The following is a 12,564-nucleotide window of genomic DNA, read 5'->3' on the forward strand; positions in this document are numbered from 1 at the left end:
TACTACGATCTTGGCCACGGTTTGTGCTCGTACGAATTCTTCGATCAGTGTCCGCACCGCATGGCTTGCGCACGTTGTGACTTTTACATTCCGAAGGAATCCTCCCGCGCCGACCTGCTCCAATCGAAGACTGGAATGATACGGATGCTGCAGGAGATACCGCTGACCGATGATGAACGTGCAGCAGTGGAAGGCGACCAGAAAGCTATAGACCGTCTACTCCTGCGACTCAAGAACACGCCGACGCCTGATCGGCTCACCGCCCCAAATAGGAAGAAACAAAGGTAGAAAAAGCCCTCAATTCCATATAATCACCGCCAACCAGCCATTCTCGGGCTGGAATGACGTGTTTCCTGATCCCGGCATGACCGTCGCTGCAATCGACCGGCTCGTCCATCATTCGACGATCTTCGAGATGAATGTCGAAAGCTACCGTCGTCGCACCGCCAGCGACAAACAGAACAGCAGGCGCCGACAATCATCCGGCGACAATCAACAACAAGGAGCGACAACCATGACCGGATAACGACCGACAATCATCCCGGTCGACCGGCCAAGATGGTTGTCGGTAAACCGGCCGTGCTGCTTGACGCTGTCCACTTCGGATGGCTTAACCGCTTTCGRCGCCTGGCACGYGAYTACGAACGCTTGCCCGAAACRCTSGCTGGKCTGCATTTTGTCGTCTTCGCCATGCTTATGCTTGTCCAYGCAATYCCRGTACTTCAAGGTGCCTAACACCGTCTAAGGGTACAAGGTTGACGAGAAGTCACCTCTGACCGCGAGACATTTTCAACAGGGTTTGTAACGAAGCGGAAGATTTATGATTGATTCGTTATCCGACGTCATTATGGTCTCCATCCAACGGTGCGCCAGGCCCATTTATTGGTTTGGAGGAACTCGGGAGTCCGGCTGTCGATTCATGGGTACGTGCACAGACCGACCGCACCATGGCGATGTATGGACATACAGCAGATGCTGACGCACTAACCGAACGAATTGTCGATGTCGCAATGGCCAAGGATCGCATTACTATGTGCGCGCGCCACGGTGACTGGGGCTATAACATCTGGAACGACGAACAGCGTCCCCTCGGCTTCATTCGGCGCACACCATGGGACGCTTGGGTTGAGAGTCAACCACGATGGGAGACTGTGTTGGACATCGATGCGCTTGACCTGAACCGGCGAGACGGCGACGACATCCGGTGGGTTCTGGTTGACTTCGCGCTGATCTATCCAACGTACGATCGCGCGCTGGTTCGGCTTTCGCCCAGCGGCTCCGATGCCTGCATTGTGCGGGAGTTTGATGTCGAATCGCGCACATTTGTGAAGAACGGATTTGAACTACCTGAACCTGGTCACCACCGTGTGGCATGGATCGACCGTGATACGGTATATGTGGGGTGAGATGACAGCGCGGTAAATGGGGCTCCGGCAGTTACGGTCGCCGGCTGCCCACGACAGGTGCGCAGATGGGGGCGCGGAACCGCGATTGCGGAAGCACCGATCATCTTAGAATGCGAGCCCGGCGACATGTCGATAATGGCGTTTTACGATCCGATCCATGCGCGTCATCGCGCATCACGCTCAGCCACGTTTTACAGCGCGGTGCATTATTGGCTTGACGAGAAAGCCAACGAGTGGATGCAGTTCGATGTGCCATCTGATGCGAGGATTTTTGAGTGGAACGAATGGCTGTTCATTATGCCGCAGACCGACTGGAATGTCGATCCGACGATATATCGCGAAGGATCTTTGATCGTTATTCGATGTGATGCGTTTCTCCAAGGTGACCGCCAATTTTCTCTGTTTTTCGTACCGTCGGAAACGGAAGTATTATCAGCAGTGCAGTACACAAATAACTTGCTGATCGTCACTTACAGGAGCGCGAGCGTGTCGCACATAACCCTCTGGCGTCCCCCGGCCTCGTTCCATTGTACGTAGGAAGCGACTGCGCTTTCGTTGCCAGACGGGAGCGAGGTTTCGGTGACGGTGGTCGACTGGACACGCGACGATACTACATTGATTTACGTTGACCACTTTCTGACGCCGCCGACACTGTATCTCGCCGATCTCGCTTCTGGTTCCCCCTGGCGGTTGCTTCAACGGCTACACGCAACGTTCGATACAACGGGACTCGTCGCACTGCGCCGACATGCGACGGCATCTGACGGCGTGCGGATTCCCTATTGGATCATTGGTCGCGAGTCGGATCTTCAAGGCAACCCTCGACCTTGTCTTCTGTACGGATACGGCGGCTACCGAATCCCGGTCGATTCGCCACGCTACCTGGAAACCGTTGGCTTCTCATGGCTCGAACCCGGCGGTGTTTATGCGATCGCGAGTATCCGGGGCGGAGGAGAATTTGGCCCTGCGTGGCACCGGGCCGCGCGACGCGAGAAACGCCAGGTGGCATTCGACGATTTCACTGCCGTGGCCGAGGCATTGATTTCCTCCGGCGTCACCACTCCGGAACGGCTTGCCATCAGGGGCGGAAGCAACGGCGGTTTGTTGACCGCAGTGTGCATGATCCAGCGTCCCGAGTTATTCGGTGCAGTTATCTCGGAAATGCCTGTACTCGACATATCTCGCTTTCATCTGCTATTGCAGGGTGCTTGGTGGGTCGACGAGTTTGGTAACCCCGACGATCCAAACGATTATCGGATGTTGATGGGCTACTCACCCTATCAAAACATAAAAGAAGATACTTGCTATCCGCCGGTTCTCTTCACGTCCTCCTCCACAGACGATCGTGTGCACCCAGGCCATGCGCGCAAGATGGTAGCGAAGATGCAGGCCCTCGGACACGACGAGGTCTGGTACGTGGAACATCGCGACGGAGGGCACAGCGCTGGCATCGAACCGGAAGCGAAGGCTCGTGCTACGGCGACGCTGTTCGAGTTCCTGCGGGCGAAGATTGGCATATCGTGACGGCCCGTCGCGTCGACCTGTGCTGACTGTCATGAACGGGCGCCGATGCGCGGACGTAGCTGTGCTGAGGACCTGCCTTGTACGATCAAATGGCTATTTCAATGAGAGGCGTCTCCACCGCACAAGTGTCGACGGAGGTGGGTCGCGCGCATGACATTGAGTTATCGGCTCGCCACATATTGGCGAATACCCTTTTTCTATAAGGGTCGATCATCCCTGTCTCCATTGCAGAAAAAGTCAGCCGGTCCTGCTGAATTTAGCCGCAATGGCCCCAATTCGCAGCGTGTTGTCGGCTGGTAATCACACTTGAGACCTTCAGTATAGTATGCGATACCTTGATTGATGGCGCAGGCATAGTCGACATGCATCATCGGATTATATGAAGGCAGAAAAAACAGCTTAGTTGCGACGAAGACGGTCTGATCGGGCTTCACCGTATAACGGATAGATTGCCAGATCGGAGCACCGAACGGATCTTGAAAAGTCGGAGCACCGACGAGGTCGACGGTCGCGTGTTCGTCGGAAAAGCTTAAAGTCCCGTCCGCCATGGTCCAGTAGGCATTGATCTTCACCCCGCCACGCGTGCCGCTTTGCGAAGTCGTATCGCCGGCAGGTGAGCACTTCGTCAGGTCGGCCGCCACCGATACGGCAGCGCCCCGATTTAGTGCGCTTTCCACATCGGCGAGGCTTGGTAATTGTTTGGCCGGCTCTGCATGTCCCGATATCATTGGCGCGGCAATTAACGGCGCGATAAGGAATGTCTGCATGCAATGACCTCGCTGTTGAGATGGTCGCGGGTTAGCTGACAGGAAGCAGTCTGCCGCAATACGAGCTCAAAGGCGTTGATTTAGAGCAGAAACCGTGGGTATCGATCACAACGTCACGGTCACAACGGTTTCCCATGACTAGCCGCGTGGACCCTCAAGCTATCTGATTGCGCGCCTCCGGTTCAGAGGGCAGGTCAGCAGCACGTAAAGGCGACCGCTGTTATCGACGAACAGATCCGGAAGCCGTTCTTGGCAAAAGTGCTTAAGCACCTGCACTACCGCTCGACGTTCTCCTGATGTGCATGCGGTAGTACGTCGCGTATTCGCTGAGCATGCGGCATCTTGAACAGATGATGCCGAGCGCGGGACTGCGGCCGACCGTGCATCGCTGGGCCATGAAGCTGTTGCCTGCGCCGAGCGAACAACTGATGTCGATGCAGCGCAGCCTCGCCATGGCTGTTGGCCAGGTGAGGCTTGCGGTGAATCCTGCTGCTCGACACAGAGGTCTCGCGAGCGGAGATCATTACCGAATTGCGATGCGATTCGCGTTTCATCACAACGTGGCTCGCAATAAATATGGCTTGCAGACTTCTATCCAAATACTGCAGGACAATATCGACGAACCCGACAAAGCTGGCACAATACTTCTATATCCAAACGATCATAACGATCGTAAGGCGAAGCAAAACTAAATGCGCATACTTCGCAAATTCGACATGGTACAAACCTTGCTTTTTCTTGTGTGCCGATGGAGCGTTAAATGCGATCTACCTTCCTTATCGATTATTAAGAAACTTCTTATGGTTGCTCAACGATCGACCTTTTCAGTGGTACATGCGCCTGACATTCCGACGTTCACGCCTCGAGCGGCAGCAAAATTCGCAGAACTGATCACGCTGCGAGACGAAACACAGCTTTACATTCGTCTCCGCGCCGAAATGCGTGGCGCCGATGATATAAAGTATTCTATTGTGCTGGATGATTCAGTAGGCGATTCCGACATCGAGGTAATTACACAGGGCATTACCGTATTTATCGATAACGCCAGCTTGCAGCACCTCGCGGGCGCCCGGATCGACTACGATGAACGAGCCCTACACCCTCGCTTCGTGATCGATAGCCGGGACGCATCAGCCTTCTGCGCTCGCAGTAAAGCCTTTTCCTCGTGTCCTCGATGAAGTTGGACCGTGATAAAACGACAACCGCATTGCGTCAACGCCAATCAGGTGTTCGACTGGCACAAGCAATACCAGGAAGGCAGTCTGGCGGCGGTGAAGGCAGGTGAATCTGTTGTGCCCGCATCTGAGCTGGCCGCCGCCATCAAGGAACTCCAACGGGTACCCGGGAAGAAGACGCTGGAGGTCGAAATCCTGAAAGAAGCCGTGGAATGGGGTCGTTTAAAAAACCTGATTGCGCGCTCTGCCGTGGTGGTGAAGCGGATTCGTTCGTCTGACTGGCGCGATGGTCGCCGCGTCTGCGTGACTGACGATATCGGGTTGATCGAGGAAATTCAGGGGTATGCGGCGCACCTGCCAACCTACGGCTATCGGCGTATCTGGGCGCTGCTGCGCCGTAGTCGGGAACAGACCGGCGCGCCGTGCATCGATCACAAGCGCGTGTATCGGATTATGCGTGAGCACCAGTTGCTGCTGCGCCGCCCCGGCGTGCGGCGAGACAAGCGGCGGCATGACAGTCGCGTTGCCGTGGACCGCAGCAATACCCTCTGGTACTCCGATGGCTTTGAGTGCCGGTGCGACGATGGCACGCCGCTGCGCGTAACGTTCGCGCTGGACTGCTACGACCGGGAGGCGATTAGCTGGGCGGCCACGACCGGCGGGCATAGCGGAGATGTGGTGCGCGACATGATGCTGGCCGCCGTCGAACAGCGCTTCGGCACCACGCAGGCCGCTCAGTCCGTCGAATGGCTGACGGACAACGGCTCTGCCTACATCGACCGCCGCACGCGCAGCTTCACTCGCGAACTGGGTCTTGAGCCGCTGACCACGCCGGTACGTTCGCCGTAGAGCAATGGCATGGCCGAATCGTTCGTGAAGACCATGAAGCACAATTACGTCGCTAACGCACCAACGGCGCTCTCGCGTCTGGCGATCGCGTTTGAGCAATGATATGAACGCCTCCCACCCAGGCCGAGACGACGGCTTCCGGCCTATAGTTGGACTGCCAAGGAGTCTTGGTAAGCATCGGAGATCGATATGGCACTCACTCCAGTTGGGATTGATATCGTGAAGTCGGTGTTTCAGGTTCACCACTTAGACGCGGATACGGGCCAGGCCGTCAGCAAGACGATCAAGCGCGCCAGCTTCTTGCAATACTTCTCAAATCCGGTGACCTTGGCGATGACGTCGGGTGCTATCGGCTCTGTCGTGACGCTCACGTGGATCTCGGCAACAGGAAGCGTCGGCGCCGCCACACTGCACTGGAGCTCGCATTGTCCCTGGAAAACTACGCTCGAACGTGCCGAACAATGATGTACAAGGCCGCTTGGGCCGCCGCTAAACTGGCGCGTCTGGCGACCAGCGAAGCGAGCAAGGGCGTGTCGGTTCCAGTCTTCGCCTATCCGGACAAAGTCCAATGGGACATCCTGAGCAGGAGGGTCATCTCTGAGTTGCGCGAGTATCCAGCTACCGTGCACGACGCGCGTGAGTACGTCGAGTCTTTCCGGGAATTCGGCGATCTAACCGACATCTGTGAGCAGGTCGAATACGAATGCGCGAAGGCTGCAACGTCCGCTCTCGCGCTGGCTCGCACCACGCGCCGCCGGGAAGGCGCCGCAGCGTGGAAGCCGGGTGCCAAAGATTCAGCAATGGAGCGCGAGCTATCCGACTTCATCGCGAAGGTTGAAGCAAAGAGGAAGGCGTCGTTTGAATGGCTGGCGCAGTCCATTCCCGACGGGAGCATTAATATGCAGACGTTCAAATAGACATTGGGCGTGTGACGAGAAGCTGCCAAACCTAGGGGCATTTCGGCGCGCCGCATAAGTTCTCGCGGCGCGTACCGACACTAAACCAGCGTTCAAGAAGAAGCCCACCAAGCGGTGGGCCAAAATCCATATCAGGATGAGACATGGAGGAAACGTATTCAGTATAAACCCTCAGACCCACAATGCAAGTGCCGTCTGCCAGCAGCACCCGAGCGTGGGATTCGTCCGTCCCTGCTGGGAGTGCCGTCAACAACTGATATGCAACTGTTCAACAACGACAACCGTCTGACTCCCAGACGTTGTTGGCCCTAGGCTCGCAAGCACCGCTGTATGGCAAAATCCGCCTCTTATGCAGAATTCAGATACGCCCGCCAGGGCAGAGCAGCGGTGTCCAGCGACAAATGATCGCGATAACCACCCAAAACCGGAATCCGCGACGTCGTATTTGGGTACGGAGTGTTCAACGCATGGAACGTCAATTCCTGCTATGCTCTCCAAGCTATTCGCGGTGTTGAAGCGACTTGGGCCCTTTTCAGAACCTGAACTCGGTGAGGAACTCGCCCGCCTAGAGCGCGCAAGCTACCCGACCCATCCGCAGACGGAAGTTGGCTCATTGCATCGGCAGGAACTCTCACAAGCTCGCTATCTTCGAAATCGCTCTCAGATTTGACCATGCTTGTTCGAGCCTTCATGGCGATTTCACTCACCATGTGCGGAGATGACGCGCGCGTCGGCCGCGGCGATAAAGAAACGTGTGTAGTAGCTGCTATTTTCCGTGCCACTCGTTATGTTGAAGCGACCGATCCGTGCAATTTTCACTGGTTAAATCGACTACCGCCTCTTCTGCTCGGGGTCTGCATGCGTTGACCACGTGATCGAGCGTGGGTCAGCGATTGTGTTTTCGCCTTGAGAAAACAGCCCATCTTGCGGTGCGATGTTCGGGTCCTCTTCCCACGTCGCCTGCTGTGTGAATGTGCCGGTTTTACGGTTAAATTTCAGGTAATGATGGGCAGTCTTCCACTGCCAGTCCGATGAAGGGAGCGAAATGTAGTGGACGGCGTATTCCTCGTCCGTCAGATGTCCACGTACGACATAGACGCCGTAGTGTTCTTCGCCTTGCGAAATGATCTTGTAGACGCCATTGTCATAGTAATAGAGCGTTGCATCAGGAAATGGCTTCTTTTCATACATTTTCTTGTAAAAAAGCTTCTGCTCGAAGGTTGGATTGCCAAACTGAATCTCAATGAAAGGCGGACGAGCAGCGCTACTTTCTGCTGCGCACGCACTGACCGGTTGCATCGCTAACAGCGTGATCGACAAATACATTCTCCTCATTGAAAGGCTCCAGAAGTAGAACACAACTAACTAATCAACCATTATCGACAATATCTGTCATCACATCCGCATCGTGTCGCACTCGATATTCCGCGGAAAAGACGTCGCGATGAAGTAGCCGCGCCGGACGGGTTTTGAAGCGCGTCTTTGCTCCTAGCCTGGAGTGCCAAGCCGGATCGTCACCGACCAGTTACCGTAGCTATCCGCCACGACAGCCGAAATCCCAGGGAGCGGCGAAGATCGGGCACGTGATTGTCAAGTCCTGTGCCCGGTCTAATCTCCGAGACGAAACAGTTATTGGCTCATGGTCGCGAAGGGAGCGCCGCATACGCGGCTTCCGGGATTCTGGTACCTAATGTTCACCTTGAGCGTCAGCCAGAATACGCGGCCCTTAGCGCCCAAGCGACCTGCTACGCACCTCGCTCCTCAAAGAACTCGGCCAATGCCATGCACGATGGCATCGCTTCACTGTGCTTTCTCGTCATTCGACCGCTTTCTTGAGAAATACTTGCACGCAAGTTTTGCCAAAATATCAACGTGACATCACCCTCGCTCATGCGTGTTCTCCGAGCGAGTGACGGAAGAAATACTAACCGCAGTGAGACGCGTGATATAGGCTGATAATCTTTATGTTTATATGAGGGAAATTGATGATCCAAAACCGCGTTGTTTCATCGATTGTGTCCATGACGAAGATGTGCTGGCGCATCGAGCGTGACTATCAGGTTCTTAAACAGAAGTTCGGACTCGGCTACTATGAAGGAGATGGCTGGTGGCTCCCGGCGCACCCGATACGGACTCTCGACCGATTGCCGGACGACTTCTTCGTCGACGGCTTGAACGCGTATCGCAGATATCGGCAGGCCCACAATCAGCCAGCCTCGGTGACGTTGCCAAACAACCCTGGCGTGAGACGAAGGTCTTGCTCATCGACGCGCCCAGCCGATCCCTGTTGATCAGTCTGCCAAATAGGGACCAGCGGATGCTTCAAATTGATCTGTTCACGCAGTAGCTGCCGGCATGAAATCTCCGCCCGCCAGAGACATCGTGGGAACCATCAGCAGCACGTCAGGATTTGACAGATTTCTGGATGGATATGCGAGGTTCCAGCTATTCCCATAAATACCATTTCAGCTGACTGCGCCCATCGCAGTGGGCTTTCGTTTCGCGACTGTCCCAAACCCTATAATCTGGGCGCGCCAGCTACCGTGCTTGATGGGCGCGAAGCAGTGTCCGGCGGACGATAGCATCATGACGAAAGCCCCCCCTCCAAGCTACTTCTTTCCCCAGTCGTACACACGGTCATCCGCAGACGGCGGCTCTCGCGACATCTGTGAATTGCGCTAAAAATCGTGCAGCGTCGCGTCGGCCGCTGCGGCGATTTTGTTTTTCGAGTGGCTGGCGACGTGAGAGGCCGCGCCGCGTTGCCGTTTCCACAACTTCGCAATTCGGATGTTGAAGCCCGTGCGCGATTGCATGGGCGCCGGTGGCGACAGCGTGTCGCGAAACGGTGTCGACCATTAAAACGGCACGTCAGTCTCCCACAGGTGAGTGGCACGATGCCCACCATTGTCGTTCGCAGGGAAACGCGTGCATGGTGACGACAATTCGCGCAAGAGCCGACGAGGAACGACGGGACGAACCGCGCCGGTTAATCACGATGACGGCCACCATCGACCGGCATATGACCGGCAGCCGTTTGGAACTGCGGCACAGTCGCTGCACGTAGTTCGTTGAGGTATTCGCCGTACAGTTTGACGAAGTGGCACAGATAATATTCCGCCTTTTCGACTCCGCCCCATCTGTCAATTGCTAGCTCTAGAGCAATCTGCATCAAATCAGCGTGACCGTGGGCATTGTCATACGCAATGTGGTCCGGCGAGCCGTTCGTGAGAACGCGCCCCAACGCGCGATCCGCCGCTTCAGTAATGAGCTTGTTGTAGCGATCCGAATACCATTCGACAAACCAATCCCACACTATCGTCGAGAGCGGACCCTCGCGACCGATACTCAGATAGAGAGAGTGGATTAGCCTGTCAGTGCTGTGGAATGGCCGAACACAGTCAACGTGATCGGCCGACAAGCCAAATCTCTCGATGTCACGAAAAAATAGTCCATGGCGTCCGTATTTCCCTGCGAGGTATTGCGCGAGAATCTGCGCGAGCATGTTGTCCTTGTAGCCGAGCTTGTACAATGCAAACGCGTCGACTTCGTTGTTGAGCCGGTTCTGTAGCACGGTTTCGACCAGGTGCCGGCGATAGTATTCACTGTCAATCCAATTGCCACGGTGGAATGCCGCAGTTTCAGGCGACGTGGCAAACATCTGCTCCATTGCCTGCTCGGCGACTTGCTCTAGATGAATGCGATCGTTATCTGCCGTCATGCGGCCCTCCTGATTAAAGCAGGAGCGGAAATGGCAACGCGAAGCGGTACGTTGCTGAAGCTTCCTCGACTCGGTGAGCTAAGGAAGCCAGCTGTTTTTGCGAAGCAATGAAGCACCCCGGAACCCTTGAGACTCACCATCCACTGATGCGCGAAGCCGCTTGCAGTCGCTGCCTGATGAGAAGGCGATACTGTTAAACTCCTCTCGACGGCTACAGGAGAAGCCGGTATTTGCGAGCGACCTCTCGAAGCTTCAAGGAACGCTTTCCCCCTCGAATCTTTTTTCCGCTGATTCGGACCGGTTAGATGTCCCTGCTTGTAGTGCGGTCACACGCGAACCCGTTGAGACGAGCCAGCACTGATACCGCCCACCACTGCGCCGATGCATGCGCCAACAACACACAGCGTTCCGACGATCTGCGATCTGCTTATCGGCTGTGCGAGTACGAGGAAGCCGATCGCTGCCGCGATCGCAGGCTCGGTGCACATCACGACCCCGAATGCGGATGCGCTCATCCGGCGCAGGGCGATTACTTTGAGTACGTATGGGACAAGCGGCACCAGGACTGCAATATACGCGGCATTGACGAGTTGTCCCGCAGGCAAATGTCCGCCGCTCAGCAGAATACCGAATGGTCCGGTAACGACGGCGGCTGCGATCAGGGACGCAGTAAGCCCTTCCAGCCCATCAAACAGCATGCCGACGTGCTTCTTCAACACGATGTGTGCGACCCAGCCGAGCGCCGACCCAATCGGGAACACCAAGTCAATGGGGCTGACCACCCACATACCGTCCTGCCGAGCTAGCAATAACACGCCTGCCACTGCGAACACCGGCCACATCAGCCTTCGGAGCTTGCGCTCGCCGAATGTCGCGACCGCGATCGGCCCAAGGAAGCTGACGGCCACTGCGAACACAAGCGGCACACGGCGCACTGCCTCGAAGAAGCATAGTGTCATACACGCCGCTGCGCTGCCAAGCGCGACCGCGGCCGCCCAGTGCTGGCGAGAATACGTGTGCAACGGCGGCCGCACGATGGCCGCGAGCGCTACCGCTGCGAAGCACAGCCGCAGCCATGTTGTGCTAATGGTTCCGTGCTTTATCGTCGTGGACAGCGACAGCGCGGCGCCGAGTTGAATGCTGCACATTGACGCGACGGCGAACATTGGCGCGATGGCGCGCGAGAACGGCACGGACGTTCTCGATAACGCGTATTTGGCTTGTTTTGCGTTCAATTCCTCGCTCATCCATATTTCCCGCGTGAGTGAAGAAACGATACTAACCGCAGGTATATGCGTGGTATAAGCTCGAAATCTTTATGTCTGCATGAGGGAAATTGATGATCCGCCATCTCGCCGGCACGCTGCTGCGTACCGGCGTGACGGTGGTTGAAGCCGACAGCGTGAGCACGCGACAATCGCGCTTCATCGCACCCAGGCTGCCGTCAGCATGGCCCTTCGCCGTCTTGAAGCGAATTCGGCCAACGCCTTCGAACGTTCGCCGCGCAGCATGAAGGCGACTTCGGCGGGCAGCGTGCTACTGCCGTATGCACTCGTTTGCGCGCCGCCTCGTCCATTTTGGCCATTTACCGATCCCGGACCATGTTGGTGATCGTATATCGCATGAGCAAACGGCCAGTTGCAATGGAATTGGTATTTTTCAACAGATGCAAGCGTGCTGTCGAGTTCATCGAGCGTGCCGTCGCCGACCATTACAGCGGGCAGCGACTTGATGTTGGACTTCACCCTACAGTCGGGCTTGCCCTGTTCAAAGGAACCCAGATGCTTGGCGCGGCGCTTGGCCATCTTTTCGGGGTAGGCCTGCAGCACTTCATCGATCAGGGCCTTGTTGGCGGCCTTGCGTTCTTCAACCGTCGCGGTCATTGCATATCCCATAAGTAGAGAATGTCATCGCCGGATCCGGCCGCCGGACGGCGACCGTCGTCCGGCATTCGTCAGGCGGTCAGCTCGGCCGCCTTTTTTCCGACCTGCGACTCGTCGACCTGCACCATGATGCCTTTCTCCATCAGCAGGTCCTCGAGCTGGTCCATCGTGATCGGCGTCGGAATCACACCATTGCCGCCGTTGTGATGAATCTTCTCGGCAAGCGCGCGATACTGGCCCGCCTGTGCACTGTCCGGCGCATACTCGATCACGGTCATTCGCCGCAGTTCCGCGTGCTGGACGATGTTGTCGCGCGGCACGAAGT

11 protein-coding genes and 6 pseudogenes are annotated in these 12,564 nt (G+C 56.4%); 10 read left to right on the top strand and 7 right to left on the bottom strand.

Translation table 11 applies throughout. The features are described from left to right. The 5 genes and pseudogenes from GCT13_RS50255 to GCT13_RS50270 form a co-directional block, all read left to right on the top strand. On the top strand, nt 1-288 hold a 288-nt coding region (locus GCT13_RS50255; RefSeq protein ID WP_227747350.1), incomplete at its 5' end, for a hypothetical protein. 19 nt (nt 289-307) lie between these two features. Further along, nucleotides 308-526, top strand: a pseudogene (locus GCT13_RS44805) (ATP-binding protein); the annotation flags it as partial. Nucleotides 527-824: 298 nt separating this feature from the next. Next, nucleotides 825-1,406, top strand: coding sequence for a prolyl oligopeptidase family protein (locus tag GCT13_RS50260; RefSeq protein ID WP_227747351.1), 582 nt, complete (start codon nt 825-827; stop codon nt 1,404-1,406). Nucleotides 1,407-1,541: 135 nt separating this feature from the next. Continuing rightward, a complete protein-coding gene (locus GCT13_RS50265; RefSeq protein WP_227747352.1) occupies nt 1,542-1,943 on the top strand; it encodes a hypothetical protein in 402 nt (133 codons plus the stop codon). A 42-nt stretch (nt 1,944-1,985) separates the two neighbouring features. Beyond that, entirely contained in the window at nt 1,986-2,930 is a 945-nt protein-coding gene (locus GCT13_RS50270) for a prolyl oligopeptidase family serine peptidase (protein WP_235851245.1), read from the top strand. Between the two features lie 197 nt (nt 2,931-3,127). Here GCT13_RS50270 and GCT13_RS44820 read toward each other — a convergent pair whose 3' ends face one another. Continuing rightward, a complete protein-coding gene (locus GCT13_RS44820) occupies nt 3,128-3,697 on the bottom strand; it encodes a VirK family protein (protein WP_087740304.1) in 570 nt (189 codons plus the stop codon). A gap of 234 nt (nt 3,698-3,931) precedes the next feature. Here GCT13_RS44820 and GCT13_RS50275 point away from each other — a divergent pair. The 5 genes and pseudogenes from GCT13_RS50275 to GCT13_RS44840 all read left to right on the top strand — a co-directional run. Further along, nucleotides 3,932-4,107, top strand: a pseudogene (locus tag GCT13_RS50275) (IS6 family transposase); the annotation flags it as partial. 282 nt (nt 4,108-4,389) lie between these two features. After that, nucleotides 4,390-4,875 (top strand): HesB/IscA family protein, encoded by a 486-nt coding sequence (locus GCT13_RS44830; RefSeq protein WP_227747353.1) that lies wholly within the window; start codon nt 4,390-4,392, stop codon nt 4,873-4,875. 6 nt (nt 4,876-4,881) lie between these two features. Next, nucleotides 4,882-5,817 (top strand): annotated as a pseudogene (locus tag GCT13_RS44835) (IS3 family transposase); the annotation flags it as partial. Between the two features lie 93 nt (nt 5,818-5,910). Beyond that, a pseudogene (locus tag GCT13_RS50280) lies at nt 5,911-6,039 on the top strand (IS110 family transposase); the annotation flags it as partial. Between the two features lie 143 nt (nt 6,040-6,182). After that, nucleotides 6,183-6,638: a hypothetical protein gene (locus GCT13_RS44840; RefSeq protein ID WP_227747354.1), complete on the top strand. Its 456-nt coding sequence runs from the start codon at nt 6,183-6,185 to the stop codon at nt 6,636-6,638. A gap of 831 nt (nt 6,639-7,469) precedes the next feature. Here the strand turns inward: GCT13_RS44840 and GCT13_RS44845 are convergent. The 6 genes and pseudogenes from GCT13_RS44845 to nifH form a co-directional block, all read right to left on the bottom strand. Then, a complete protein-coding gene (locus tag GCT13_RS44845; RefSeq protein ID WP_227747356.1) occupies nt 7,470-7,964 on the bottom strand; it encodes a hypothetical protein in 495 nt (164 codons plus the stop codon). 419 nt (nt 7,965-8,383) lie between these two features. After that, nucleotides 8,384-8,530, bottom strand: coding sequence for a hypothetical protein (locus GCT13_RS48940; RefSeq protein WP_160111897.1), 147 nt, complete (start codon nt 8,528-8,530; stop codon nt 8,384-8,386). A gap of 1,094 nt (nt 8,531-9,624) precedes the next feature. Continuing rightward, on the bottom strand, nt 9,625-10,356 hold the full coding sequence (locus tag GCT13_RS44855) for a hypothetical protein (protein WP_087740443.1): 732 nt from the start codon (nt 10,354-10,356) through the stop codon (nt 9,625-9,627). Between the two features lie 326 nt (nt 10,357-10,682). After that, complete coding sequence (locus GCT13_RS44860) at nt 10,683-11,549, bottom strand: EamA family transporter (protein WP_321575035.1); 867 nt, start codon at nt 11,547-11,549, stop codon at nt 10,683-10,685. 516 nt (nt 11,550-12,065) lie between these two features. Beyond that, nucleotides 12,066-12,239: pseudogene (locus tag GCT13_RS44870) on the bottom strand (nitrogenase molybdenum-iron protein alpha chain); the annotation flags it as partial. 71 nt (nt 12,240-12,310) lie between these two features. Next, nucleotides 12,311-12,564, bottom strand: a pseudogene (gene nifH, locus GCT13_RS44875) (nitrogenase reductase); the annotation flags it as partial.

The sequence above is a fragment of the Paraburkholderia franconis genome, assembly GCF_009362735.1.
Classification (GTDB): Bacteria; Pseudomonadota; Gammaproteobacteria; order Burkholderiales; family Burkholderiaceae; genus Paraburkholderia; species Paraburkholderia franconis.